Raw genomic sequence first — 25,905 nt, 5'->3', positions numbered from 1 at the left:
ACCCTCACTGAACCAGGAAGCGCGGGAACATCGGCATCGGCAGGCCTAGCACGTAGGGGAAGAGCAGCGCGCAGCCGAGCGTCAGGCAGGCGCCGACAATGAGCGCTTCGACCCAGCGTGTCTCATGCGTACCCATCGCCGCGATCATGAAGCTTGCGAACGCCGTTACCACCACCCCAAGCGGACGAATCGCCAGCGCGAAGAAGACGATCGAGAACATCACGAAGAGCGGCCCACGCCAGGCATAGTGCGCCATGCTGGGCCCGTCGGTCAGCAGCCCCGTCAACGCGATGCCGGCGCCAAGTGCGACGAGGAGCCCGCCAAACATCCGCGGCGCCGTGCCGGCGCCAAAGGAGAAGCCCCGCATCCCCTGCAAATCGCTAGAGGCCCACAGTGCGAACAAGGCGAGCGCCATCAGCACGATTCCGCCGACATAGTCCTGCGCGGACCTGATCGTCATGAAGAACGTGAGAATCGCCACCGCAAAGATCGGATAGGAATAGATCAGCGCCAGCAGCACATCGGATGACGCCTTCTTGGTGTCACCGCCGACCGCCCCGAGCAACGCGCCGGGCGCCCCCGCGAGCAGCGCAGTCGCGTGGCTGATGACGACGGCGGCCGGCCCGCGTCCAGCGCCCCAGCCAAAGATCGTCCCGAACGACCAGATGAATTCGAAAATCTGCGGCGCTATGGCCAGCAGACAAAAGCTGATCACCACCGAGGTGTTTCGGTTGGCTGTCGCCGAGTGGCCCATCGTATCGGCCATGCATGTCTCCTCCGCGACCCGTAAGCCACGAGCACTGTTGTTCTAATCGGCTGGAAATCGATGCCCCCGCCCGGATCCCTGCCTAGCCATTTTCATTACACAATGCCAGCAAAACCCAACAAGCCCCCGACGAGCAAAATCCATAGTGGATTGATGCGCGAGACGGATGCGACCACTGCAACCGTCGCGGTCAGAATTAGCGCAGCAAGCGTACGATCGGTCGACTCGGCGAGGATCAGGGCGCTCGCCGCCATCAGGCCGATCGAGAGCGGAACCAGTGCAGCCTGGATCAGCCCGGGCCAGCGCGATTGGTTCGGCCGGTTGAGGAGCCGGCTGACATAATAGGCAAGCAACGCGGTGGGCAGGCACATGGCCAAAGTCGCCGCCAGGGCGCCGGGGATGCCGGCGACAGCATAGCCGATCAACGTGACGATAAGCACATTCGGACCTGGTGAGAGCTGCGCGATCGCATAGGCATCGGCGAACTGCTTGTCGGTCATCCAGTGATGCACATCGACCGCGATGCGGTGCATCTCGGGCACCGCCGCCGCGGCACCGCCGACCGCGAACAGCGACATCAGACCGAAGGTCGAGATCAGCCCCCAGATCGGGTTCTCCGCGTTCATGCTGCTACCTTCCGCCGCATCAGGAAAGTGGCGCCGACGCTGACGGGGATCGCGACCAAAAGCACGGCCTGGAGCGGCAGGCGAAGGACGCCGATGGCGAGGAACACGCCCAGCATCAGGATGAGCGCCAAGGCGTCCAGCCGCTTGAGCAGCGGCGTCATCATCCGGAAGACCACCGCGATCAAGAGGCCGACGGCCGCACAGGAAATGCCCGCGAGGATGCGGCGCAGCACGTCCACATCGCCGAACCGGGCGTAGATGATCGCGAGCACCGTCATGATCAGCGTGGGCGGCAGCAACAGCCCTGCAAAGGCGGCAATGCCGCCGGCGATCCCGCGCAGCCGCGCGCCGAACACCATCGAGAGATTGACGATGTTGGGCCCGGGCAGGAAATGGCAGAGCGCAAAAGTCTCGTTGAACTCGTCCGCCGTCATCCAGCGGTGCTGCTCGACGATGGCCTGCCGGGCGAATACCAAAACCCCTCCGAAGCCCGCCAGCGACATCCTGGCGAAGGCGAGGAACAGCGCGAGCAAGCCCGGCGGAACGGCGCTGGTGGCTGGACCGTCCGGCTCTTGAACTGGTTGTTGCGCGACCGGTGCGGAATCCTCGGACATGTCAGGAGCTTAGAACGCCGGCCGGCAGGCGGCCAAGCCTGCCGGGAACCTATCCAGAGGGAACCTCGGAATGATCGCTCGAAACACCTGTTATTTGAAACGTTTGCCCCCTATATTGGGAGTGCCGGTTCGCCGGCTATGGAAATAAACGGTCGTCGCAATAAACCATTCGGACCCGGGGGCGGTACCCGGCGCCTCCACCAAAGCCCACCAGCGGGCTGGCCCTGAAAGCGGGCTTTGGCGGGGGCGAAATAGGATCGACGAGGGCGTAAAGGGCGTTCTTTTTCCCGGTATTGTTCCGCCGTTATCGGGCTATGCAATAGTTGCCAACGACAACTTTGCTCCGGTTGCTCAGGCTGCGTAACGCAGTTTGAAAGACCATTCTGAAGTCCTAACGGGTTAAGCTCCGTTAGGCGGGGTTCGGAGGCACCTGGCAACAGAAGCCTCCACTTACCTCTTATTTCCTACCCCGCGGGGACTCCTGCTGACCCGTCAGGCGCGGTACTATTGCGACTTGGCGAGTCGGGCCGGCAGGGCCCAGCTCCTGGAATGCAACAGGACCACCATGGCGACCGATCATATCCGATACGATGTGCTGGCCCGCGACGCGCTGCGCGGCGTGTTGCGCAAGGTGCTGACCGACGCCGCGTCCCAGGGACTACCCGGCGAGCATCATTTCTTCATCACCTTCGTGTCGAAGGCGGAGGGCGTGAAGCTGTCGTCGCGGCTGCTGGCCCAATATCCAGAAGAGATGACGATCATCCTGCAGCACCAGTTCTGGGATTTGACCGTGCTCGAGGACCGCTTCGAGGTCGGCCTGTCTTTCGGCGGCATTCCGGAGCGGCTGATCGTGCCGTTCAGCGCCATCAAGAGCTTCCTTGATCCGTCCGTGAAATTCGGCCTCCAGTTCGACACCTCCGATGTCGCCGACGTCTCGGCCGAGACCTTGCCGGCCGCTCCCGCCCCGTCCGCGGTCGCGGTGGCCCCTGCCACTGACCCTGCGGAAGGCACTGAGGAGCCGGCGGCTCCGAACCAGGGCGGCGCCGAAGTCGTGCGATTGGATCGTTTCCGCAAGAAATGATCTAGATCGGGTCGGCGCCCGTCGCAGGCGGCCAAACTCCCTATATAGAGGCACATGATGAGGCCGCGCGGCATTTCGCGCGGCGGAATGGATGTGCTCATGGCCAAAACTTCCCTCTCGAAGACTTCCCCCTCGAAGACCGACGGCTCCTCGCGCCCGGCGACCCGCACCGAGACCGACAGCTTCGGCCCGATCGAGGTCCTCGCCGATCGTTATTGGGGCGCGCAGACCGAACGCTCGCGCCAGAATTTTCGCATCGGCATCGATCGCATGCCGATCTCGCTCGTGCATGCGCTCGGCATCGTCAAGCTCGCCGCAGCGCAGTCCAACCAGGAGCTCGGTTTGCTCGACCAGCGCCGCGCCAACGCCATCATCCGCGCTGCGCGCGAGGTGATCGAGGGCAAGCTGGACGATCATTTTCCGCTGGTGGTGTGGCAGACCGGCTCGGGCACCCAGAGCAACATGAATCTCAACGAGGTCATCGCCAACCGCGCCAATGAGATCCTGGGCGGCGAGCTTGGCGCCAAGAAGCCGGTGCATCCCAACGATCACGTCAACATGAGCCAGTCGTCGAACGACTCGTTCCCGACCGCGATGCATATCGCGGCGGCAAGCCGCATTACCGCCGATCTGGTCCCTGCCCTTGGCGAATTGCTGCGTGCACTGCGCAAGAAGGAGAAGGAGTTCGCAAAGATCGTCAAGATCGGCCGCACCCACACCCAGGACGCGACGCCGTTGACGCTCGGCCAGGAATTTTCCGGCTATGCCGCACAGGTCGAAAGCGGCATCGCCCGGCTCAAGGTCGCGGTGAAGGAGCTCTATCCGCTGGCGCAGGGCGGCACCGCCGTCGGCACCGGCCTCAATTCGAAGCCGCGCTTTGCAAAACTGTTCGCAAAGCACGTTGCCGGGATTACCAAGCTGCCGTTCACCAGCGCGGCCAACAAATTTGAGGCGCTGGCTTCGAACGACGCCTATGTATCGGCGCACGGCGCCATCAATTCGGTCGCGACAGGCCTGTTCAAGATCGCCAACGACATCCGCCTGCTCGGATCGGGTCCGCGTTCGGGCCTCGGCGAACTCATGCTGCCGGAGAACGAGCCGGGCTCCTCGATCATGCCGGGCAAGGTCAATCCGACGCAGTGCGAGGCGATGACGATGGTGTGCTGCCAGGTGTTCGGCAATCACACCGCGATCACGGTCGCCGGCAGCCAGGGCCATTTCGAGCTCAACGTCTATAAGCCCGTACTGGCCTACAACATGCTGCACTCGATCCGGCTGATGGCGGACGCCGCGCGCTCCTTCACCGAGCATTGCGTCAGCGGCATCCGCGCCGACGAGAAGCGCATCAAGGAACTGATGCAGCGCTCGCTGATGCTGGTGACGGCGCTCGCCCCCAAGATCGGCTACGACAACGCGGCCAAGGTGGCCAAGACGGCGCATGCCAACGGCACCACCCTGAAGGAAGAGGCGCTGCGGCTTGGCTTCGTCTCAAGCGAGGAATTCGACCGCCTGGTGCGCCCCGAGAAGATGACCAGCCCGGGATAAATTCCGAATTCCGATAGCCATCCGTAATGATACGGAGCCCCTAGCTCCATTAAATGTAGGGCTTAAAGGACGGGATTTGATTACCGTCAATGTCGCGGCGGGATTGCGTGTTACGTAGCCCCTCCGCCCCCACGGGGCGGAATTCATCGTTTGATGGCCCAAGGGTCGATTGACGAGGACAAGCGAATGGCGATCAAGTCTCATCGGGCGCAATTCGGCGCACAGTTTCTGAATGTTTCATCCTGCCCACGGAGGATCGGATGATGGAGACGCGACATGGCGAACGTCATCAACCTGAATCGTTTCCGGAAGCGCGCCGAGCGGGAAGCCACGGCGAAGCAGGCGGACGCCAACCGAACGAAGTTCGGCCGCACGAAGGCGGAGCGGTCGGCGGAGGAGACGCGCGCGGATCAGGCGAAGACGCACCTGGACCAGCACCGGATCGATTGCGAGGAGCAGCCATGAAGTCGCCCGTCGTGAAACGGTCGATCGTCGTCGCCGGCCACAAGACCAGTGTCAGCCTGGAAGAGGCGTTCTGGAACGGCATGAAGGAGATCTCGGGCCTGCGCAACATGACGCTGTCCGAGCTGGTCGGCGAGATCGACAGCAACCGCCAGCAGGGCAATCTGTCCTCGGCGATCCGCCTGTTCGTGCTCGACTACTTCAAGAGCCGCGCCATGGCCGCCATCCAGGCGGAAAAGGTCCCGGCCCAGTAGCCGTCTTTGCGCCGATCCTTGATGCCGATCCTGGCGCCGATCGCTTCTGTCACGAAGCTGGTACTTTAAAATCACTCTAAGGTGCAGTTTCAGCGACCGAGCGCGCTTGACCTCGATGCCCTGCGTTGAAAATACAGGGCATGACCGACATCCATGATACGCGTCCGCAGATGCCGCTGGGCCTGGCCCAGCGCGGCTATACCGGCGTCATCCAGCACCTTTCCCCCAAGGACGCAGGCTCGGCACTCTCGGACATCGAACTCGAGAGTCGGCTGATCGAGCTCGGCTTCGTCGAGGGCGCGCGGGTCGAGATCCTGCACGAGGGGTTGGTCGGCCGCGACCCGATCGCCGTGCGGGTCGACAGCATCACCATCGCGGTCCGCCGTCGCGAAGCCATGGCCATTATTGTCGCCTGAAGCGACCGGACCCCAATTCCATGGAAGCACCCCTGCTGCATCTCGCCCTGGTCGGCACGCCAAACAGCGGCAAGACCTCGCTGTTCAATGCGCTGACCGGCAGCCGGCAGAAGGTCGCGAACTATCCCGGCGTCACCGTCGAGCGCAAGGAAGGCTTCTTCGTCACGCCCTTGGGACGCCAGGTCTCCGTGGTCGACCTGCCGGGCACCTATTCGCTGCGCGGACGGAGCCCGGACGAGGAGATCACCCGGGACTTCGTGCTCGGCAAGGCCACCGGCGAGATCGTGCCCGACCTCGTGCTGTGCGTGGCGGACTCGACTAATCTGCGCCTGACCATCCGCCTGCTGCTGGAGCTCAAGCGCACCGGCCGGCCGATGATCCTCGTGCTCAACATGTTCGACATCGCGACCCGCCGCGGCATCACTGTCGACGTCGAGCGGCTCGCCAAGGAGCTCGGCGTGCCCGTGGTCACCTCGATCGCGGTGCGCAAGGGCGGCACGGCCGACCTGCTGTCGCTGACCGACGAGATTTCGGCAAAGCTCGCCGCCGAGCCGGGAGAGAACAATTGGCGGGCGCTCAGCGTGGCCGACTTGCGCGCCACCCAGCGCGAAGCCGACCGCATCATCGCCGACTGCGTCAGCCTGCCCAGCCGGCCCGACACCTGGACGGCGCGGATCGACGCGGTCGTGCTGCATCCCGTCGGGGGGCTGATCGTGCTCGCGGCGATCCTGTTCGTGATGTTCCAGGCGGTGTTCGCCTGGGCGCAGCCGCTGATGGAGTTGCTCAATTCCGGCTTCGACTCCCTCGGCGAGTTCGTGCACGCGACCTTACCCGCAGGCCTGCTGCAGAGCTTCCTTCAGAACGGCGTGATCTCAGGCGTCGGCAGCGTCGTCGTGTTCCTGCCGCAGATCATCATCATCTTCCTGTTTATCCTGCTGCTGGAAGATTTCGGCTACATGGCGCGCGCCGCGTTCCTGATGGACCGCATCATGGGCGGCGCCGGCCTGCACGGCCGCGCCTTCATTCCGCTGCTGTCGAGCTTCGCCTGCGCCATCCCCGGCATCATGGCGACGCGCGTGATCGACAACAAGCGCGACCGGCTGACCACGATCCTGATCGCGCCGCTGATGACCTGCTCGGCGCGCATTCCCGTCTACACGCTGATCATCTCCGCCTTCATTCCGGCCAAAGACGTCTGGGGCTTCATCAACCTCCAGGGCCTCGTGATGTTCGGCCTCTACGCTGCCGGCATCATCAGCGCGCTGCTGGTCTCGTTTCTCATCAAATTCTTCATGCTGCGCGACTATGCGCCGGCGCCGTTCATGCTGGAGCTGCCGGACTACAAGATGCCGCGGCTGAAATCGATCGCGATCGGCGTCTACACGCGGGCCAAGATGTTCCTGCACCGCGCCGGCACCACGATCTTCTCGATGATGGTGCTGATCTGGTTCCTGGCCTCGTTCCCGCAGCCGCCCGCAGGCGCCACCGAACCGGCGATCGATTTCAGCCTCGCTGCGATCATCGGCAAGGCGCTCGAGCCGCTGCTGGCGCCGGTCGGCTTCAATTGGCAGATCGCGGTCGCGCTGATCCCCGGCATGGCAGCGCGCGAGGTCGCGGTCGCGGCGCTCGGCACCGTCTATGCGATCGAAGGCGGCAAGGAAGCGGCCGAGCAGATCGGCCAGGTGCTGGCGACGAAATGGTCGCTCGCGACCGCGCTGTCGATGCTTGCCTGGTACATCTTTGCCCCGCAATGCGCATCGACGCTGGCCGTGATCCGGCGCGAGACCGGAAGCTGGACCTGGATGGCCGTCACCTTCTTCTACATGCTGGTGCTGGCCTATGCCGCGAGCCTTCTGACCTACAATGTCGCGGTCGCGTTCGGGGCGGGGTAGGCCCCAAACAAAAAACTGCGAAAACAACCCCATGCACAGTAGACGGGTGTTGTGAAATCAATGACTTACACTTGGGCGAAAATCGTCCGGCCGCAGGGCTGCGCCAGTTGCTCCGTCGGGCAAAACAGGAGCATGATGCCATCATCGCCACGACCGACCATATCTGGCGTCAAGCCGGTTTATGCGCCAGCACCGTTCCAATCCGCTCCTTCTTGAGCGCGAACTGCGCGGCCAATGCGAGGCCGAATGCCAGGCAGAACGTCGTCCCAGCCGCAATGAAGCGCAGCTTATTGGTTTCCCAGATTGCCCCCTCCTGTGCCATCAGCGACAGCAGTTGGGGCAGAAGCAACAACACATTGGTTGCCGCAAAGCCGAAGCAATTGAACAGTCGCCACGCGACCGTTCGCATCGAATTGTCGATGTCCGGCAGATCGGAGCAACTCTGCCTGTCGAGATAGTACGAAATATAGACTGTCACGAGCGCCGGCCCGAGGCCCCACCGCAACATCGCAAAGTAAAGGCTGGCAAGGGACATTTCCCGCAAATTGCCCTCGCCAAAGTTATGCACGGCCAACGTCAGACCAGCGGGCCCTACGGCGAGCGCGACCAGGAAGCTCCAGCAATAAGTGGTGAGGTGGGACTGATCTGAATCGCTTCCCAGAGATGACATCGCAAATCGAAGCAAGAGAACGACGACGATTGCCAATCCATAATTGCAAAGCGAATACATGACCCATGCAATCGAGCGATTGGGGTCCTGCGCCCAGACGACGCCTCTGCCTTGCAGCACGTCATAAATCACGGCCGAAATGGTCACGCCCAGATAAACGGAGCAGATCAAGGCAATGATATAGACGATCCAGTACCGTAGCGGATTGTCGTGAATGGGCGCATCGATTTCGATGCCGAATTTGCTGGCCTCATTGCGCAGGTCGATGCGGGAGCCGTTGCGATAGATCAGGTAACACGCGACAAGCCTGGCAAATCGGTTGTAGAGGTCCTTGATCAGTTGCGTGGCCTGGGGCGCAGCAAGGCCCGTCAACGTCCCAGCCTTCCACTGGCTCATCGTCGGCGCCCCCTGCTGGAAGTCTGCCATCAGCTTGTCGAAACCAAAGCTGTCCTCGGTGAAGAAGGTGGCGTCATCTCCGGTGTCGCGTCCCTGCGTCAGCCACCATTTCATGTAACAGATTTCCGCCCACATCCGATCCGGGGTGTTCGGATCCTTGCGGAAGTCCTGATCGACGACATCTGGAGAATTCGCGATGACTTTCGAGAGCACCTCCTGCGGCACACGCAGCGAAAAGCGGATTTGCGCCATGATCTGCTTCGCGAGCTGAGGCACGCTGATCCAGCTCTGGATCACATCGCGCACCATCAGCAGGACGTTCCATTGAGCCTCCTTCGTCAGGAGGAACAGATACACGATCCCCATTGCGGCGACGACGGTCAGGTACGGAGCAGACTGACTTTTCGCAGCCTCTATGAAGGCTACTGGAAATGCAGGAACCAGCGGCGCCAGGGCAATGACGTCGCGGTTCTCATGGATGAGAAGAAGGAAGAAGCCGCATGAGAATACGACAAAGATGAACCCGCCCAATCGATACTGCTGCCGGGTCGTCATGTATCGCGGGAAAGTCGGGACTTCGGCAATGTTGACCGCGCGGCCAAAAGCCTGCCAGGCCAACCGGCCTGCCACCACCAGGCCCAACAACGTGATGGACCAGCGCACCAGCGAAGGAACCAGGTCGGACGCGGCGTCACGGACCTGATCTGCGGAGGCTTGTGTCGATAGTAAAATGGAAATGACAATTCCCAACACGATGCTAGCCATAGCCTGAACTCCCTCTTGAGCGAGATAGTTCGAACGGGCCGCTCTACGCGGAATTAGGCGTACCGTAAATCCGGAGCGACCACGTGTGTGTGAACCAATTCACATCCTCTGGACGTTTTCGTGCAGCTCTCTCTCTGAAGAGGCACAATGCCTTGCCCGCAAGAAAATCGCCGGACCGCATCCGGAAAGAGCCTCGCACAATCAGCGCTATCAGCTGTTCGCCGGTTGCACCGTCGCGCAAAACAGGCGCATGATGGTATTGTCGGAGAATTGGCGCGACGCTTCGTGACGGCAAGCTAGGCCGGCGTAGCACGCCTTCTCAGCCGCGGGCCGGGCTCGCCGGAAACGTCGCGGTGAACACCGTTTCATCTCGCATCGACGACGCGACGATCAACCCGCCATGGGCGCGCGCGATCTCTTGGGCAATGTACAGTCCGAGCCCAAGCCCTTTCTGGTTCGGCAGAACGTCGCCGCGATCGAACGCAGTGAAAAGGCGCGGGATCGCATCAGCCGGAATTGGCGCGCCTTTGTTGGCAACGCTGAGATCAAAGCCAGCGCCGGTCGTCTGCGCCAGCACCCTGATCGGCTTGTCGGCGGCGCCATAGGAAATCGCGTTGCCGAGAAGATTGGACAGCATCTGACCTATGCGGTCGGCGTCGATTCTCACAGGTCCCGGAACGTTGACGACCGTTTCGATGACGCGATCCGGGTGCACGTTCTCGAACTCCGCGACGATTTGCCTGATGACAGGCTCGAGTGGCTGTTCTTTCAACTTGAGCTGCATCCCGGCGCCGAGCCGCGCGCGGGCGAAGTCCATGACATTGTCGATCAGGCCCGCCATCCGGCCCACGCTTCCCTGCAGGAGGTTGATCCAGTTCTTCCCCTCGTCATCGACCTTCTTGTTCAGAAGCCGCAGGCCGCCCTGGATCGAGGCAAGAGGGTTTCGGAGGTCGTGACCGAGCACGGCGATGAACTGCTCGCGCAGTTCCGCATTGCGTTGTTCCAGCGCGAGCCTGTTCTCGATCAGTTCGACGCGCTCGGCCGCGTCGAGATGAGACGCGATCAGCTCGGCAAAAAGCTTGAACATGCCGATGACTTCGGGAGTCCGAAGCTTGCGCGGCTTCGGATCGATCGCACAAAGAGTTCCGAAGAATGAACCGTCGGGCAGAATGATCGGCACGGAGATGTAGCTTTGGAAGCCATATTGTGCAGGCGTGTGATGCTTGCAGTAGCCGGCGTCTTTGCTGACATTCTCGATGACGACCGCCTCGCGGCTCTGCCGGATCTCATGGCAGATCGTGGTCTCGACCTTGAGCTCGTCACCGGGTTTCAGCCCGAACGCAAGTTCGTCACGCGAGGCACATGTGATCCACCTGTCCTCGGTGACGCGGGCAACGGCCGTAAACCCCATGCCGGTGGTCCGGCTGACCACGTCGAGGATGGTCGAGACCGCAGCGATCCCGCTGATCTTGGCTATGTCGCGCTCGAAATCCATTGCCACTCCGCTTGGGAACATTCGCCCCGGGCCGGCCGCCCAACTGAAAGCGCGTCCTTGCAACGGTGAAAAGCACTGCCAGCCAAGTCATTCCGCGTCAATGTTACTCGACGCCCCACCTCGGAAGCGGCTATCTGTTCCCAATGGAACATTTCAGAACGGCGAGGCTCAGCGCCGAAAGGCTTCGTGAAAATCATCTCGCCGACCTCGTCGCGTTGCATCTCGATGCCGAGGTTTCGCGCTATCTCGGCGGCGTCCGTTCGGCGGAGAAGACGAAGACCTATCTCGACGCCAATATGGCGCATTGGGATCAGCATGGCTTCGGTCTGTGGGTGCTGCGAACGAAAGACGGGGCATTCGCCGGGCGAGCGGGCATCAGGCATATCCTCGTGGACGATGTCGACGAGATCGAGATTGCCTACGCGTTCAAGCGCGAATTCTGGGGCCGTGGCCTTGCAAGCGAGACCGCGACCGCACTCACCGATATTGGACTGTTACACCATGAGCTGCCGTCCCTCATTGGCCTGGTCTATGTCGGCAATGGCGCATCGCGCCGAGTTCTGGAGAAGTCCAACTATCTCCTCGAGCGAACCACGTTCCGTCACGGCGAGAACGGCGTCCTCTACCGGATCCGGCGGTGAGAGACGGCCTGACGATCACCCGGTGCGCAGCCGGACAACCGATTGCGGCAGGGAGGCCAGAAACAACACCGCGCAAACGCACAGCAGGACGATGTCCTTGAACAGAAATTCGCCGGTCAGATTCCACGCCATCGGATCGGATGAAAGGCTCCATTTGACCACACCGGGCGTCGTGAAGAAGAACGACCAGGTGATCGCAAAGGTCACCATGCCCATGAATGAACCGAGGGCGGACGAAACCGGGCTGAAGCTGCCTGCCGCGAGCAGCGCCGCAATCACGAATTCAGCGACACCGAGGACATAGGCCTCTCCCCTCAGGCCGAACACCGACAGCCAGGAGATGAACGGGCTGTTGCTGATGAACTGCGCGATGCCCTGCGCAGATTGCGGCGTGAATTTCTGCATGCCAAACGATACGAAGATGATCACCATGACCCAGCGCAGAATGGCAAGAGGACGATAGGAACCGCCCCCGACCTCAGCGACGTTGAACTCTTTCATCCGACCATGTCTCCCCGGTTTCACATCCATCAGCTCTGCGAGACTACGCTCGCTGAAGGCTGTACGAAGGGGAGCTTCGGTCGTTACCCGCGTCGGCCGGTTCCGGAGATCACAGCTGCGTGCGATGCGCGTGTTCGCGGGATGGCCGCCCGGTCTGGGGCTGTCGGCGCGTTAATGTGCCGTTGAAGGAGCGACGGCGGTGCCCTGCGCTCGCAATGACGGTGTGGAAACAGCCGCTATCGCGCGGATGGAGCGGACGCCCGCGGAGTCTTACCTGAAATACCCGAGCACGAGATCGACATCCGCGCTGCCGGCCGCCGTGCCGTTCAGCTCGGCGTCGATGACGCGGCGGCAAGCCTCGATCGCGGCATGGTCGCCGAGGTCGTTGGCGGCTTCCAGCACGAGCCATGCCGCATCGACCGAGGCCTGGTCCGCTGCTCCGCCGCCGATCTCGCCGGCTGCGGCGTTGTTGAGGTTCTTCTTGCGAACTGCGGTGCCGAATTGAGGCAACATTGAAAATACTCCCTGCCAATTCCCGGATGATGCTCGGTGTACCTGTTCGGTGTACCGCTCAGTGCACCTGCAGCTCGGGCTGACGACCCGTGACGGGATCGGTGCCGGTCTTGCGCGATTGGTAGAACTTCAAGACGCTGCGCGAGGTCTCGATCTTGAGCTTGCCGAAATCGCGCTCGTTGTCGTGGAGCTCGCGCGCCGTGATCAGATGATCCTTGGCGCCGAGGAACAGCAGCGACATGGTGGTGTCCCAGGAGAAGTCGAGCGCCTTGCACAGCACCAGGATCATCTCGCGATTGCGGTCCATCATCGCACGCTCGATCACGTCGACCGGCAGCGACGACAACAGCGACAGGCCGATCTGCACCTCGTCGGACCGGTGCTGGCGAGCATAGTTCGAGATCGAGTCCTGGTTGAGGTTGCCCTGCCGGTACTGCGTCGTCACCACGCGCTTGGCAACGAAATAGCTGCGCGAGGACGGGCCGAACTTGGACTGCAGATCGCCGGTGACGTCGCTTACCGAGCTCTGGATCTGCGCCATCATTTCCGGGCGCTCGTGCTCGAGCCGGCGACGGACGTCCTCCGACGCCTTCGAGATCAGTTGCTGGAAGATGTGACGCGGCACGTCCTTGCGCAGGCCAAGCTGCTCGGCGAGAATCGAGTCACCCTCGGCGCGGCGGACCATGTGGAGCAGACCCGAACCTGAAAAGCGCGCGCCCTCGTTTTTGGCGACCGACGTCACGACCTCCTGGTCGCCGCGCTTGACCAGCACGTCGGTGACGGCCTCGCCGATCGACTTGCGCTGGGCGATCGCGAGCAGATGCGACTGGCTCTTGGTCATGGCGCTCTCGACCAGCAGCTTCTCGTCGATACGATTGGAATCGCGCAGCACGGGACCGGCGACCTCGATTTCGTCGGCGATCGCGAGTTGCGCAACGACATTGAGCGGAGCGTGATCGCAGGCTGCCATCACCTCGGAGAGCTGCACCCGTGCGGCGACCTCGATCTCGTCGGCGAGCCGGCCGATGACTTCGCCGAACGTGCTGATCTCGTCGTCGCTGTAGCGACCGGTGATCAGAATGTCGGTCGCATGCCACAACGCCTTGGTCCGGCTTTCGTCGGTGCCGCGTGCGATTGCGTCGTCCAGATCCTGCAGAAGTGTTGTCGCGCCGTTCATCCCGATGACCCCAGTTCTTGGCTGGCCATCCTGCTTGTGCCGGCAGGACGCCGAGTTCCTCTGGGAACAGAGGCTAGGGAACAAACGCGAGAATCCGGTAAAGTCGGCAGATCAGTTTTGCCGCGGAAAATTCGATAAAAAGCGAGAGAATGAGTTTACCGGTACGTCACGAGGAAGCTGCGCCCCCTCTCCCGCTTGCGGGAGAGGGTTGGGGTGAGGGTGTCTCTCCGGCGTCATGGCCGGGCTTGTCCCGGCCATCCACGTCTCACCGCCTGGGACGGAGAACGTGGATGCCCGGGACAAGCCCGGGCATGACGGACTATCGCCTACGGATTTGACGGCGTCAGCACCAGCGGCGGCTTTGGCTTGGGCTTTGCGGGCGGCGGGCCCGGGGCCGGCCTGACGTCGATCGGCGGAGGCAGCGGCGCGATCTGCGTGCTTGCAAGCGGCGGGCTTGGTGCCGCGGGAGCGGCCTGCGGCGCCTTTGGCGTCGGCGCAACCCTGATATCGGACTTGGGCTTCGGCGGCGGCGCACGGCGCGGATCGCGGCCGGGCATCGGCACATCCGTGAGCGACGGCTCCGGCGCCGGTTCGGGCGACACCAGCGTCGGCAACGCGGCGGTGGCCGGCGGCGGCTCGCCGCGCTCGATGGCGTCCAGCCGGCGCGTCTCGCGATCGATCGTGCGTACCGCGAGCCACGACGACAGCGGCCCAAGATCGACGGTGCGATTGAGCCTGTCGGGGGGACCGGCCGCGAACAGCTGGATTTCGGGCGGCGCGCCGGAGAGCCCGGTCATGATCGGCGTCAGGCTGGCACGGATGTCGGCCTGGTCGGCGGGGATGTCGTAACCGCCGGAGACGATGGCACGCGCGTTCTTCGCCTCTAGCGACGTTGCGCCGACGCGCAGGCGCCCGTCCCGGATCGTGAACGGGATCTGCGCCGAGGCCACTGCAATCGGACCCGCCGACAGCGCGGGCTCGACCAGCTGCCGCAGCCGATTGTCGTCGGCAATTTGGCCGCCGTCGCTGGCGCGGATGGCGATTTCGAAGGCGCGTGGATTGAGGCCGGAGATTTCAGCGGATTCGAGCGTCACCGTACCGTTGCCGGCGAGCGCACCGGTGAGCGCCGCGACGCTACGGCCCTGGCTGGTCAGCGCCATCTGCGCCGAGGCTCGTCCCTTCGGCAGCGCGAGGTCGCGGTAGCGCAGCGCCGCCGCGTCGACATTGCCGAGCTCGATGCGCGCGTTGAGCGTCAGACCATTGGCGCCATTGCGCGCATCAAGGCTCGCCGACATCTCGCCGCCGCCGACGCCGCCCTTCATTGCGTCGAGCGCGAGCGACTGACCGTCGCTCCGGACCGTACCGCCGAAGGGGCGCAGCTCGATGCCGCCGGGCAACGTGCCGTGCAACGCCTGGAAGGCGACGCGGCCGCGCCAGCCGCCGAGAAGCCCGGCACTCAGCGGCGCATTGGCATCGTGTCCGGCCGCGCCGATGGCCATCGCGAGCGCGGGCACGAGGTCGAGCGTATCGAGGCCGACTTCGCCGTCGACGGTCTTCTCCTGATCGAGCGTCACCGCCAGATGACCGCGCAAATGCGAGCCGGCCAGGGTGCTCTCGAGATCGTTGAAGGTCAGGCGGTTGCCGGAGAGGCCGACGCGCGAGGACAGATTGACGCTCTGCACCGATTTATCGGCCGGGCTGGTCCCGAACAGCGGCCCCAGATTGGCGTTGCGCACGCGCAAATTTACGCTGCCTTTCGGCTCCGACAATTCGACGTTGCCTTGTGCGTCCGCATCCAGCCCGCCGCCGCTAAGCTTGGCATTCAATTGCAGCTGATGGCGCCACGCGCCGCTCAAGCGGCCTTCGAACTGCGAAGCGCCCTCGCCTGCGGCCACCACGCGATCGAGCCCGAGCAACGCCAGCAGTGCACTGGCTTGCGGTGTCGCGACTTTCGAGTCCAGCGTGAAGTCGCTGTTGCGCAAGCGGTCGACGTCGATGCCGTTGACGGCGGCCACCGGCGTCTGCGCAGCCAGCGTCGCGGTGGCCTTGAGCTGCGGCGCGTCGAGTTCGAGGACAGCGCGCGCGTCGTTGCGATCGGCGTGCTCGGCGTTCTTGTCGAGGCTGAGGTCGAGCTTCAGGCGGGTCGCACCCGGCAGCGACGGGATGGCGTCGAAGCGCGCGCGCACCGATGGCGCAAACGGCTCGAGCAGTGCAGTGAGATCGCGCAGCGAATTGGCGGAGGATTTCAGCGCGAGCTTGCCCGTGGCCTTGGCGCGGTCGAAGCTGCCACTTGCTTCCGTGGTCACGCCACTGGCCTGGCCGAACCGCAACTGCTCCAGCGAGAGCGATGCGGGGCCGTAGCCGAGTTTCGCGGTGAACGGCCGCAGCTCCTGCCCGGCCGAGATCGCGCGGCCGATATCGAGCGACAGCTTCGCTTCCTCCGGCCATTCGCCCTGCGATCCCGAAAGCGCGCGCACAAAACTTGCGGCCGCATCGAGGTCAAGGCGGTCGGCCTTGAGCTCCGCGTCGATCCGCGAGCCCTTGCTCGCGCCGGTCTGGACGAAAGCGATGCGGCCTTCGACCGCGCCGCCGTCGATCTCGGCCTTCAGCCTGTCGATGGCGAAATGGTTGGCGGCGATGGTCACGTCACCGGCAAGGCGCAGCGGCCGCGTGCTGCGGCGGTTGACCTCGCTGCGGCCCTGGAGCCAGGCCACTAGCGTATCGGGATCGGAGGAATCGACGCTGAGACGGCCGCTGAAGCTGTCGGCACCGGGCGTCGCGCCGTTGAGCGAGAGCTGCGTCTGTCCCGGCGCGCGCAGCTCGAGCCGCTGGAAGGTCCAGGATCGTCCGTCGGTCGCAAGCTCGGCCGTGATGTTCTGGAGCGGCCGTGCGCCGAGCATGATCTGGTCGGAGTTGAACTCGATCTGTGCCGGGATCGGCGCCTGCGGGATTGCGGCGAGGCCTGCGCGGAGCGCCGGAAGGATGCGCTGCGGCTCATCCTTGCCGGTCAGCTTGTCGGCATCGACCTGGCGCGCCGACAGCACCGCACGCAGCAGCGGCGAAGCCCCGAAACTGATATCGCCGACGCCGCCGAGCTTCAGCGCGGAGTCTTCGGACCCGAAGCTGGCGTCGACCTGCTCGAACTTGGCGCCGGCCGGATCAGCCTTGAGTTTCGTCGTGAGCTTCCAGGGCATCGGCCCCGCCTCGCCCGGCTTCTTCGGCGCCGGCACGGCGAACGTCAGCGCGCCCTCGAATTTCGGCAGGCGGTTGTCGAAGGCGAGCACGCCTTCGAGATCGGCGAGGATCGCGCGCTCGCCGGGATCGATGTTGAGGTGGAGGCGGGTGGCGTTGCCGTCGGCGCTCGGGCCGGAGGAGACGCGGAACGGATAGCGCACGCCGCTGAGGGCAAAACTGCCGTCGCCCCGGACCGAGCCGGCCAGCGAGCGCACATCGCCGGAGAAAGCGATGTCGTTGAGCTCCAGTGTCGAATGGCTGGCGGCATCATGCAGGGCGATGCGGCCGGTGAGGTTCAGCCGCTCGATCGCCAGCGATGCCAGATTGAAGCTGCCGCTCGCCGTGGACGGCAAATCGACCCGCCCGCGCGCGTCGAGACCGAGATCGACCGCCATGCCGTTGACCGAAAGCTCGGTGGCGCGCCATTCGCCGCGCATCAGCGAGCTCAGGCTGAATTCGACGTCGAGCTTGTCGGCGCGCAGGCGGCCGAGATCGTTGTTGCCGCCGAAGGTGACCGCGCGCAGCCGCAGCGTCGGCGCCGGCAACAGCCGCGCGTCGAGCTCGCCCGCCACCCGCACCGGCACGCCGATGATCCTGCCGGCCTCTGCTTCGAACTGGGGCCTGAACTGGTTCCAGTCGACGAAGTACGGTCCGATCAGAGCGGCCAGCAGCGCTAAGATAAAGGCAATCGCCAATCCGAGCAGCGTCGTCTGCACGGGTCTCCCCTCGGCCAAACCGGATGCGGGCCTTGCCTGAGCCGCAGGGCCTCAGACGTACCGGAACAGCCCCTTATATAGGGGGAAGTGTGGCGAAGTCACAGCGACTGTTGCGCGCGGAGGTTAACGCCGGCGAGCCATCACCAGCTCGCAGGCAGCCGCTTCAGGCCGCGCAGCACGAAGGTCGGCCGCCATTCGGGGTTTTCGACGTCGTCGATGCGCAGGTCGGGCAGCCGACGCAACAGCGTGGCGATGGCGATCTCGGCCTCGAGGCGGGCCAATTGGGCCCCCAGGCAGAAATGGATGCCACCGCCGAACGACAGCGGCCTCACATTCTGGCGGGTGACGTCGAGCCGGTCGGGGCGGTCAGGATAGACCGCCGGGTCGCGGTTGGCCGAGCCCAGCAGGCAGAGCACGGTCTCGCCCTTGGGGATCTTGGCGCCGCCGAGATCGTCGATATCCTCCAGTGCGACCCGCCCGGTCATCTGCACCGAGGAATCGTAGCGCAGAAACTCCTCGATCGCGCCCACCATCAGGTCCGGCCGCGCCTTCAAAAGCGCGAGCTGGTCCGGATTCCGATGCAGCGCCAGCAGGCCGTTGCCGATCAGATTGACCGTGGTCTCGTGGCCGGCGCCGAACAAAAGGATGATGTTGGCGGTCAGTTCCTCGTTGGTGAGCTTGTTGCCGTCTTCCTCGGCCTGCACCAGCTTGGTGATGAGATCGTCGCCGGGATTTCTGCGACGCAGTTCGAACAGCTGCTGGAAATACATCTGCGCCATCATGTTGCCGGCGTTGCCCTTGGCGATTTCCTCCGGCGACAGCGGCACGGGATCGAGCAGCCGTCCGCCATCGCGCGAGCTGTTATAGAAAGTCTCGCGATGGTCCTCGGGGATGCCGAGCATGTCGCAGATGATGGTCACAGGCAGGCGGAAGGCGAAGTCTTCGATCAGGTCCATGTGGCCGCGGTCGATCACGGCATCGATGGTCTGGTCGACGATCTCCTGGATGCGTGGCCGCATGTCCTCGACGCGGCGGGCGGTGAAGGCCTTCACGACGAGGCCGCGCAGGCGGGTGTGGTCGGGCGGATCGGCCTGCAGCATCCAGTGGCTCATGCTGCGGAAGACCGGCTCCTCCATGATCTTTTCGCTATAGCGGCGCCTGGAGCGCTCGACGAAATCCTTGCCAAAACGCTTGTCGCGCATCACGAGGCTGACATCGGCATGGCGGCTGGCGACGAACTGGCCGAACGGCGTCACGTGAATCGGGTAGATCGCGCGGAGCCGGTCATAATGCGGATAGGGATCGCGGATGAAGTCCGGCGACAGCGGGAACAGCGGACCGCCGGTGCCCTGCACGTGCTCGTTCATGGTGACCTCATATCGGTTGCCGCATGAATCGCATACGCCGCAGCCCCTCTTGCGCAGCGTAACCATCCCGGAATTATCAACTCGATACATTGTTGTATCGAGTTGCATTTTGCCCTAAACTGCCCCGATGTCAAGGGTGAGAACTAGGCCGACCAGGGACGACACGCGCGACAGGCTGTTCGAGGCGGCGGCGCGCGTGTTCGAGCAGGACGGCATCGGCGGCGCCAGCATCGAGGCGATCGCGGCGGCGGCCGGATTTAGCCGCGGCGCGTTCTATTCCAACTTCAAGAGCAAGGACGAGCTGATTATCGCCATGCTCGAGGACCATGTCGCGCAGTCGATCCGGCGCAACATGGACATCCTCGCGCAGCACGACAATCTCGACGACTTCATCGCGGCGCTGAAGGCGATGGATCGCACAAGGCAGGATCCGCTCGGCCGCTCGCCGCTGCTCCACATGGAGATGATCCTGTTTGTCGCCCGCGCCGAGAAGCGCCGACCGGAGCTTGCAAAGCGCCTGCGCGCGCGGCGCAAGCTGGTCGCCGACATCATCGAGGCAACGCTGAAGAGCAACGCGAAGGGCGACACGCTCAATCCCCCCTGGATGGCCTCCGTCGTGCTGGCATTGGAAGACGGCTTTCGCCTGCACCGCCTGATCGATCCGGAGACGACGCCGGCCGACAGTTTTCTGCGCGCGATCACGGATCTGCGGCGCAGGACGGGATTGTCGTTGAAGTAGCGTTTGTTTTCTTCAGATCGTCGCGCTTCGCTGTTCCCGCTCGGCATCGGCGCGCCGCGCCGCTGGAACCTCGTCGCAATTCTCGCGCGCATTTCCACATCCTCATACCGATCCAAGGAACGTTTCTGCAGCTTGCCACTTTATCCCGTGCCTGTTTTGGCAATTTGATCATTCGAGGAGACAGCGATGAGGATTCTGAAATTGTCTGCGGCCGCAGCTGCGCTGCTGGCCGGTACCGCGCTCGCCGTGGCGCAGTCGAGTTCGACGGTCGGCACTGGCGGGTCGTCAGCCGGCGGTGGCACCAGCAACTCGACCGTAGGCACGGGCGGTTCATCGGCGGGTTCGGGCAGCGGATCGGGCTCGGCCTCGACGCTTGGCACCGGCGGCTCGTCGGCGGGCGGCGGCACCAGCAGTTCGTCGATCGGCACCGGCGGCTCCGCCGCAGGCTCCGGCAGCGGCTCAGGCTCGGCCTCGACGCTCGGCACCGGTGGTTCGTCGGCGGGTGGCGGCAAGAGTTCGTCCAGCGTCGGCACCGGCGGCTCTGCGGCAGGCTCCGGCTCCAACTCGGCATCGACAGTCGGCACGGGCGGCTCGTCGGCCGGCGGCGGCAAGAGCGGCTCGACCGTGGGAGCGGCCGGCTCCTCCGCGGGACATGCCAGCGACATGGGCAGGGAAAAGGGCAAAGGCCACCACAAGGACGAGATGAAGAAGGACAAGGACTGACATCCGGCCGGCGGAGCGGCAGCAATGCCGCTCCTTCGTCCTTCCTGAGGAGGACTGGCATGAACAGACCAATCGTTGCGATCGCAGTTTTGACTTTGATGAGCAGCGCCGCTGCGGGGGAAACCATGCAGAAAACCGGCAAGACCGCGTCCGGCGAGACCTGCCGGGTCACGGTGGAAAAACATCCCGACGGCAGCATTACCGCGCTGGGGTCATCGGGTTCGGGCACCACCGGCTCGACCTCATCGAGCGGCTCGCTGTCGAGCTCTAGCTCGGCCGGCGGATCGTCGGTGCACGTCCAGGCCGGTGGCGGCAACGTGTCGAGTTCGTCCTCGACGGCCGGCGGCCCGGGTTCGACCAGCGCGAGCACCGTCACGGTCAACGGCTGCACCATCTCGACATCGTCGCCCTAGCAAAAGGATTTCACAGATGAGAATGTTGATCGCGACCTCGTCGGTCGCACTTCTGCTCGCCGCCGCCTCACCGTTGTCGGCGCAAACCAGCATGACCGGCGGCACTGGGGGCTCGGCCGCGGCCGGCGGCACCTCGGCCAGCACGCTCGGCACCGGCGGCACGTCGACGTCGGGCTCCGGACAGACCGGCTCGTCGATTGCAGCGGGCGGCAGCGCCGCGTCTGCCAACGGCAAGGCGCAGTCCGGCACCAGCATGAACAAGGGCAACGGTCCGGTGCTCAATTCCAATGCGCGCGCGCAGGCGCATGAGGGTGGTACGTTCAGCCGCTCCCACACCCGCACGAAAGTCAAGGCGGGCGAGGAGGTCGGGTCGACCACCAAGACCATGTCGCACGTGCCGGGCTCCAAGCCGACCATGTCGACGACATCGACCAACGTGCGCTGAACATCCTCACGAGACTGCTGCCCGCAACCTGCGGGCAGTTTTTCTTTGTGAGCAGGTTTTTCGCTGGTGAACAGATCAACCGCCGCTCAGCGTGCGGCTGACGCGGGTCACGAGTGCATCCCACTGCCGCTTCTCGGCGGCCGGATAGTTGATCAGCACGCAATGCACGTAGCGGCGGCCAAAGTTGCAGCGGTCGTACCAGATCTTGCCGCCCCGGGTGCTGGAGACCACGAAGAAGCGCGGCGTGATGCGCTTGTAGGTGATGCCGGGCGGCGGATTCTTCCGCGCCAGGAAAGCGGCCGGTGAGCTGCCGTCATTGGGAACGGCCTGCACCGTCAAATCCGCACGGCCGTCGCTGGTCCGGTACTGCATGCCATAGCCGTCGGGCCGGCCGGCTTGCTCGGTGAAGATGGACGAAGGGATATCGACGCTGGTCCCGGTCTCGGGAATGCGATAGCCACTCCAGCTGTCCGCGCGGGCGGCCGCCGGAAAGGCACAGAGCATGACAAGGATGGTGGCGATCTTCTTCATCGTATGGCCCGGCTTGTGCTGGTGGGCCGACAACGTGGGGAAACGCCGGACGTTCCTTTCCGCGATGTGAACGCGCGTTGCGCCCAAGCCGGATGATAGTCTCGAGCGCGCCCGCTAGCGAGCGCGTTTGCCCTTGTCCGTGGGCAAGGGGCAATTCGTACAAGCGCTGTCGTCGCACATGCGGCAGATCGTGAAGCGATCCATCTCGGAGGTATCCTGCCGAGCCAACAACTCATGGAGCAGCGTTTCAAGGCGCTTCGTTTCAGCCGGCGACAGTACATCCAGAAGCGATGCGACGGCCGAAATCCGCGAAGTCATCAAATCGTTGCGGGTTGCGGCGCCCTTCGCCGTCAGGTGCAAGGCAACCTCGCGGCCGTCCTGTCCGGGCCGACGTTCGACCAGCCGATCCGACACCAGACGGTCCACCAGCCGGACCGTTCCTGAATGCGACAGGCCAAGGATCCGCCGCAGCTTGTCGTTGGTCATGCCCTGGCCATAGCCGATGACGACCAGTGCCGCAGGGGTCTCGCCACCGCGGCCGATGACCTCGCGCGCGCCCTGCTCGATCCGATCCATGACGGCGAGCGAAAGCGCCCCCAGCAAATTTGCGATTCCAATTTCCATACACCGACAATATGTGCGGAGCGCACAAAAAACAACTTGACGATATGTGCGCTCCGCACATAATTTGGATCGCGGGGCTCGATCACATGGAGAATGACGATGAATACTCGGAGCGCGGCACGACAAGCGAATGCCCAAGCGGATACCAGGGGCACCGAACCCGCCTTGAAATACGTCCAGGCCAACGGCGTGCGCTTCGCCTATCTCGAACAGGGCGATGGCCCCCTGGTCATGTTCCTGCACGGCTTTCCCGACAATGCCTGGTCGTATCGAAAGCAGCTGCAGGTCTTCGCGGATGCCGGGTATCGTGCCGTCGCGCCGTTCCTGCGTGGCTATGCGCCGACCGAGATTCCGGCGGACGGCATTTTCGATCCGATCGCACTGGGCAAGGATCTCGAAGCCCTCATCGCGGCGCTGAGCGACGACGGACAGGCACGCGTCGTCGGCATGGATTGGGGCGGCACCTCGACCTTTCAGGCGCTGGCCACGGCGCCATCGGCAATCAAGGCCGCCGTGGTCATGAACACCGCGCACCCGATTACAATTTCGAGCATCAGACGGGATCCGGAGCTCGTTCGAGCCGTCTTCCACGTCTATTTTTTCCAGCTGCCCGGCGCCGAATCCGCTGTCAATACCGAGGGCCTCCCCTTTGTCGACTATCTCTGGAAGCTGTGGTCACCGACATTCAACAATGCCGAGCACATCCGTTCGATCAAGGAGACACTCAGCTCGCCCGGCACGATGGCCGCAGCGCTGAAATATTACGGAGGCCTGACCGATGCGGGGCTCACGGGCCGGCTGCCGATCAATGACATGCACACGCCGACGCTGACGATCTATGGCAGCAACGATCCGACAGCGAGGTACTCGGTCAAGGAGGAGCCGCTGTTCAAGGGGCCGCACAAGCGGATTGTCCTGCCCGATGTCGGGCACTTCCCGCACCTCGAGCGTGAGGAAGAAGTCACCGGCCTGATCATGGACTGGTTCAAGACGCACGCGCCTGACTGAACGCAGAGGGCGGTGGCCCACAACATCCTTCGATTTTCTAATCTGGAGTGCGCGCAATGGACGCCAAGACACAACATCAATACGCCGAGACCTTTCATGCCCTTCACAGGAAGGGCGATCCGCTCGTCCTGTTCAACGCCTGGGACGCCGCCACCGCCAAAGCCATCGCGAAGACCGCTCCGGCCATCGCGACCAGCAGCGGCGCGGTCGCCTCCGCACTTGGATACGCCGACGGAGAAAATGTCCCGTTCGACATGGTGACCGGCCTCGTATCGCGGATGACTGCGGCCGTGTCGGTTCCAGTCTCAATCGATCTGGAGGCAGGATATGGCGACACCCCGGAGGCCGCCGCCAGATCGGCGACCGAGATTTTGAAAGCCGGCGCCGTCGGCATCAATATCGAGGACGGGCTATCGGGGGGAAAGCGGCAACTGGTCAATCCCGAACTCCATGCCGCCAAGATCAAGGCCGTGCGCGACGCCGCGAAAGATCTGGGAGTTCAGCTATTCATCAATGCGAGAACAGATCCATTCCTGCTGAAATTCGGATCGCCGGACGAGTGCATGAACGAAGCGGCAAGGCGGGCGAAGGTCTATGCCGAGGCCGGCGCCGACGGAATTTTCGTCCCCGGCCTCACCGACCTCGCTCTCATTGAAAAGTTCGTTCAGCTCACGCCTTTGCCGGTCAACATCATGGTGACACAAGGCGTTCCCGCACTTCCGGATCTGGCTCGCGTCGGCGTTCGGCGGGTCAGCCTCGGGCCGTGGCCGATGCTGGCAGCGATGCGGGTGATCGGACAGGCCGCGGCCGCGGTCGCCGCGACCAAGCAGTACGGCACGTTCCTGCAACCGGATGCTTGAGTCCGGACATCACCAGCTCGACGCAGTGTTCTGCGCCGACCGCTTCACGCTTTTTCCAATCCACCGGATGGTGTCGAGAACGGTCAGCGCAGTTCCTATGCGCTCCTGTCCATGGCCGCAATCAAGGATGCGATCTCGATGGTCGCGAAATTGCAATAGCTGTCGGAAACCGCGTAGGGGAAGATGATCTTGTCGTGGTGGCGCATCGCGCCGCAAGTGTAGACGACGTTTGGAACATATCCTTCGCGTTCGGAAGGGTCCGGGCGCAATAGTGGCTCGCGCAGGCGGCCGAGCACCTTCGAAGGGTCGTTCTTGTCGAGCAGCGCGGCCCCGATCGAATATTTTCGCAAAGGTCCGACGCCGTGCGTCAGAAGCAGCCACCCGACGTCGAGTTCGATGGGTGATCCGCAATTGCCGATCTGCACAAATTCCCAGGGGTATCGCGGCTTCAGAATCGGCTGGCCGCCATCCCACGTCTGGAGGTCGTCGGAAAAGATCAGATAGAGGTTCTCGTTGTCCTGGCGCGCGATCATCGCATATCTGCCCCCGATCTTGCGCGGGAATAACGCCATGCCCTTGTTGCGCGCGGCACTGCCTTTCAGGGTCGATAGCCGGAACGATACAAAGTCGGACGTCTCGATCAGCTCCGACCGGATCGCCCGTCCGCTATAAGCGGTGTAGGTCGCGTAGTAGATCGTCTCGCCGGCGTTGCTGAAATGCACAAAGCGGGCGTCCTCGATCCCGTTCGACTGCGCTTCAGTGACCGGGAAAATCACCCGCTCGCTCAGATCCTGGCCGGCCGCAAATGTAACATCAATCTCGTCGCCGCCGGCGCCCGATGTCAGCTTGGCGAGATCGGGGCTGGATGCAAGGCGCGCCGTCGGGTCGATGGTCACGGTCCCGTCTGCCGCAATAAGCCCCGAGCGAAATGTCAGGGACGACACGTGACCCTCGCCGACGGCACGAAGACTCAGGATGAAGCGAAGGCTGCCTTCCGGCGTTCCGGATTGATCGGGATGCGGCACGATACTCGGATTGAACAATGCCGAGGCCTCGAACGAATATTCGTTGAGAAAATAGGCGCCCGCGAGTTGGCGCTGCACCTGCGTGAATACAGCATGGTCGGCCAGCGCCTCTTCCATTTCCGCGGCGCGTGTCTCGAAGATCTGCAACAGGTTGCGGTGACGGCCGAGGAAATTCTCCAGAACGTCGGCCAATTGCCGGTCAGCCGTCTCGGCATCGAGCGCGAGGACTCGTTCGACGATATGGTTGGCGCGGGTCTTGTCCGTCGGATTGAGGTCGCGCGGCTCTGTTGCCGGCTTGAAAGGCCGAACGATGACACGGGTCGGATCAGGCCGCAGCTGAAGGGCTTGACGTTTGAGGAAGGGAGATTGCGACAAGACGGCCTCGATGGGTTGAAGGAGGAAATCG

26 protein-coding genes and 1 other RNA gene are annotated in these 25,905 nt (G+C 63.6%); 14 read left to right on the top strand and 13 right to left on the bottom strand.

The features are described 5' to 3' along the window. Nucleotides 1-4: 4 nt before the first annotated feature. From RX329_RS11685 to RX329_RS11675, 3 genes are all read right to left on the bottom strand, one after another. Nucleotides 5-766 (bottom strand): tripartite tricarboxylate transporter TctB family protein, encoded by a 762-nt coding sequence (locus tag RX329_RS11685; protein WP_018454332.1) that lies wholly within the window; start codon nucleotides 764-766, stop codon nucleotides 5-7. A 95-nt stretch (nucleotides 767-861) separates the two neighbouring features. Beyond that, nucleotides 862-1,392, bottom strand: coding sequence for a chromate transporter (locus RX329_RS11680; protein WP_085385116.1), 531 nt, complete (start codon nucleotides 1,390-1,392; stop codon nucleotides 862-864). After that, on the bottom strand, nucleotides 1,389-2,006 hold the full coding sequence (locus tag RX329_RS11675) for a chromate transporter (protein WP_018454330.1): 618 nt from the start codon (nucleotides 2,004-2,006) through the stop codon (nucleotides 1,389-1,391). The genes RX329_RS11680 and RX329_RS11675 overlap by 4 nt, the downstream gene beginning before the upstream one ends. An 84-nt stretch (nucleotides 2,007-2,090) precedes the next feature. On the opposite strand from RX329_RS11675, the gene ssrA reads away from it, so the two are divergent. The 7 genes from ssrA (at nucleotide 2,091) to feoB (ending at nucleotide 7,656) form a co-directional block, all read left to right on the top strand. Further along, nucleotides 2,091-2,457, top strand: a transfer-messenger RNA (tmRNA) gene (gene ssrA / locus RX329_RS11670). A 114-nt stretch (nucleotides 2,458-2,571) separates the two neighbouring features. Next, the gene (locus tag RX329_RS11665; protein WP_018454329.1) at nucleotides 2,572-3,087 is read left to right on the top strand and encodes an SspB family protein; all 516 of its coding nucleotides are present in this window, start codon (nucleotides 2,572-2,574) and stop codon (nucleotides 3,085-3,087) included. A 99-nt stretch (nucleotides 3,088-3,186) separates the two neighbouring features. Further along, nucleotides 3,187-4,632, top strand: coding sequence for a class II fumarate hydratase (gene fumC, locus RX329_RS11660; protein ID WP_244561280.1), 1,446 nt, complete (start codon nucleotides 3,187-3,189; stop codon nucleotides 4,630-4,632). 276 nt (nucleotides 4,633-4,908) lie between these two features. Continuing rightward, nucleotides 4,909-5,097, top strand: a complete 189-nt coding sequence (locus RX329_RS11655; protein ID WP_018454327.1) for a DUF4169 family protein — start codon at nucleotides 4,909-4,911, stop codon at nucleotides 5,095-5,097. Further along, on the top strand, nucleotides 5,094-5,348 hold the full coding sequence (locus RX329_RS11650) for a ribbon-helix-helix domain-containing protein (RefSeq protein ID WP_018454326.1): 255 nt from the start codon (nucleotides 5,094-5,096) through the stop codon (nucleotides 5,346-5,348). Before RX329_RS11655 ends, RX329_RS11650 begins: the two co-directional genes overlap by 4 nt. 140 nt (nucleotides 5,349-5,488) lie before the next feature. After that, the gene (locus RX329_RS11645) at nucleotides 5,489-5,764 is read left to right on the top strand and encodes a ferrous iron transport protein A (RefSeq protein WP_018454325.1); all 276 of its coding nucleotides are present in this window, start codon (nucleotides 5,489-5,491) and stop codon (nucleotides 5,762-5,764) included. A gap of 20 nt (nucleotides 5,765-5,784) precedes the next feature. Beyond that, nucleotides 5,785-7,656, top strand: a complete 1,872-nt coding sequence (feoB, locus tag RX329_RS11640) for a ferrous iron transporter B (protein WP_085385115.1) — start codon at nucleotides 5,785-5,787, stop codon at nucleotides 7,654-7,656. Between the two features lie 169 nt (nucleotides 7,657-7,825). On the opposite strand, the gene RX329_RS11635 is transcribed toward feoB, so the two are convergent. Both RX329_RS11635 and RX329_RS11630 read right to left on the bottom strand, forming a co-directional pair. After that, complete coding sequence (locus tag RX329_RS11635; RefSeq protein WP_085385114.1) at nucleotides 7,826-9,487, bottom strand: hypothetical protein; 1,662 nt, start codon at nucleotides 9,485-9,487, stop codon at nucleotides 7,826-7,828. Nucleotides 9,488-9,806: 319 nt separating this feature from the next. Further along, nucleotides 9,807-10,982: a GAF domain-containing sensor histidine kinase gene (locus RX329_RS11630; RefSeq protein ID WP_018454322.1), complete on the bottom strand. Its 1,176-nt coding sequence runs from the start codon at nucleotides 10,980-10,982 to the stop codon at nucleotides 9,807-9,809. A gap of 143 nt (nucleotides 10,983-11,125) precedes the next feature. On the opposite strand from RX329_RS11630, the gene RX329_RS11625 reads away from it, so the two are divergent. Beyond that, nucleotides 11,126-11,623, top strand: coding sequence for a GNAT family N-acetyltransferase (locus tag RX329_RS11625; protein ID WP_018454321.1), 498 nt, complete (start codon nucleotides 11,126-11,128; stop codon nucleotides 11,621-11,623). Nucleotides 11,624-11,638: 15 nt separating this feature from the next. Here RX329_RS11625 and RX329_RS11620 read toward each other — a convergent pair whose 3' ends face one another. From RX329_RS11620 to RX329_RS11600, 5 genes are all read right to left on the bottom strand, one after another. Then, nucleotides 11,639-12,124, bottom strand: coding sequence for a YkgB family protein (locus RX329_RS11620; protein WP_085360657.1), 486 nt, complete (start codon nucleotides 12,122-12,124; stop codon nucleotides 11,639-11,641). 270 nt (nucleotides 12,125-12,394) lie between these two features. After that, nucleotides 12,395-12,637, bottom strand: coding sequence for a hypothetical protein (locus tag RX329_RS11615; RefSeq protein ID WP_018454319.1), 243 nt, complete (start codon nucleotides 12,635-12,637; stop codon nucleotides 12,395-12,397). Nucleotides 12,638-12,695: 58 nt separating this feature from the next. Next, nucleotides 12,696-13,814: a DUF2336 domain-containing protein gene (locus RX329_RS11610; RefSeq protein ID WP_085385113.1), complete on the bottom strand. Its 1,119-nt coding sequence runs from the start codon at nucleotides 13,812-13,814 to the stop codon at nucleotides 12,696-12,698. A gap of 326 nt (nucleotides 13,815-14,140) precedes the next feature. Next, nucleotides 14,141-17,764, bottom strand: coding sequence for an AsmA-like C-terminal region-containing protein (locus RX329_RS11605; protein ID WP_085385112.1), 3,624 nt, complete (start codon nucleotides 17,762-17,764; stop codon nucleotides 14,141-14,143). A 140-nt stretch (nucleotides 17,765-17,904) separates the two neighbouring features. Further along, nucleotides 17,905-19,131, bottom strand: a complete 1,227-nt coding sequence (locus RX329_RS11600) for a cytochrome P450 (protein ID WP_317245879.1) — start codon at nucleotides 19,129-19,131, stop codon at nucleotides 17,905-17,907. A 127-nt stretch (nucleotides 19,132-19,258) separates the two neighbouring features. Between RX329_RS11600 and RX329_RS11595 the strand changes: the two genes are divergently transcribed. The 4 genes from RX329_RS11595 to RX329_RS11580 all read left to right on the top strand — a co-directional run bounded on the left by RX329_RS11595 (nucleotide 19,259) and on the right by RX329_RS11580 (nucleotide 21,451). After that, complete coding sequence (locus RX329_RS11595; RefSeq protein WP_085385110.1) at nucleotides 19,259-19,870, top strand: TetR/AcrR family transcriptional regulator; 612 nt, start codon at nucleotides 19,259-19,261, stop codon at nucleotides 19,868-19,870. Nucleotides 19,871-20,056: 186 nt separating this feature from the next. Beyond that, nucleotides 20,057-20,593 carry a hypothetical protein gene (locus RX329_RS11590; protein WP_085385109.1) on the top strand — a complete coding sequence of 179 codons (537 nt, stop codon included), beginning with the start codon at nucleotides 20,057-20,059 and terminating at the stop codon, nucleotides 20,591-20,593. Between the two features lie 59 nt (nucleotides 20,594-20,652). Then, complete coding sequence (locus RX329_RS11585; RefSeq protein WP_026232714.1) at nucleotides 20,653-21,006, top strand: hypothetical protein; 354 nt, start codon at nucleotides 20,653-20,655, stop codon at nucleotides 21,004-21,006. A 22-nt stretch (nucleotides 21,007-21,028) separates the two neighbouring features. Continuing rightward, nucleotides 21,029-21,451: a hypothetical protein gene (locus RX329_RS11580; protein ID WP_018454312.1), complete on the top strand. Its 423-nt coding sequence runs from the start codon at nucleotides 21,029-21,031 to the stop codon at nucleotides 21,449-21,451. Nucleotides 21,452-21,526: 75 nt separating this feature from the next. Here the strand turns inward: RX329_RS11580 and RX329_RS11575 are convergent, their stop codons facing one another. Both RX329_RS11575 and RX329_RS11570 read right to left on the bottom strand, forming a co-directional pair. Then, on the bottom strand, nucleotides 21,527-21,982 hold the full coding sequence (locus RX329_RS11575) for a hypothetical protein (RefSeq protein ID WP_026232713.1): 456 nt from the start codon (nucleotides 21,980-21,982) through the stop codon (nucleotides 21,527-21,529). Between the two features lie 114 nt (nucleotides 21,983-22,096). After that, nucleotides 22,097-22,585, bottom strand: a complete 489-nt coding sequence (locus tag RX329_RS11570) for a MarR family winged helix-turn-helix transcriptional regulator (protein WP_231190451.1) — start codon at nucleotides 22,583-22,585, stop codon at nucleotides 22,097-22,099. Between the two features lie 120 nt (nucleotides 22,586-22,705). On the opposite strand from RX329_RS11570, the gene RX329_RS11565 reads away from it, so the two are divergent. Beyond that, nucleotides 22,706-23,614, top strand: coding sequence for an alpha/beta fold hydrolase (locus RX329_RS11565; RefSeq protein WP_026232712.1), 909 nt, complete (start codon nucleotides 22,706-22,708; stop codon nucleotides 23,612-23,614). Between the two features lie 56 nt (nucleotides 23,615-23,670). Beyond that, the gene (locus tag RX329_RS11560) at nucleotides 23,671-24,474 is read left to right on the top strand and encodes an isocitrate lyase/phosphoenolpyruvate mutase family protein (protein ID WP_085360645.1); all 804 of its coding nucleotides are present in this window, start codon (nucleotides 23,671-23,673) and stop codon (nucleotides 24,472-24,474) included. A gap of 95 nt (nucleotides 24,475-24,569) precedes the next feature. Here the strand turns inward: RX329_RS11560 and RX329_RS11555 are convergent, their stop codons facing one another. After that, nucleotides 24,570-25,874 (bottom strand): glycoside hydrolase family 130 protein, encoded by a 1,305-nt coding sequence (locus RX329_RS11555; RefSeq protein ID WP_085360783.1) that lies wholly within the window; start codon nucleotides 25,872-25,874, stop codon nucleotides 24,570-24,572. Nucleotides 25,875-25,905 lie beyond the last annotated feature (31 nt).

The organism is Bradyrhizobium sp. BWC-3-1 (assembly GCF_032917965.1).
Taxonomy (GTDB): Bacteria; Pseudomonadota; Alphaproteobacteria; order Rhizobiales; family Xanthobacteraceae; genus Bradyrhizobium; species Bradyrhizobium canariense_D.
This window is presented reverse-complemented; position numbering and strand designations above follow the sequence as displayed.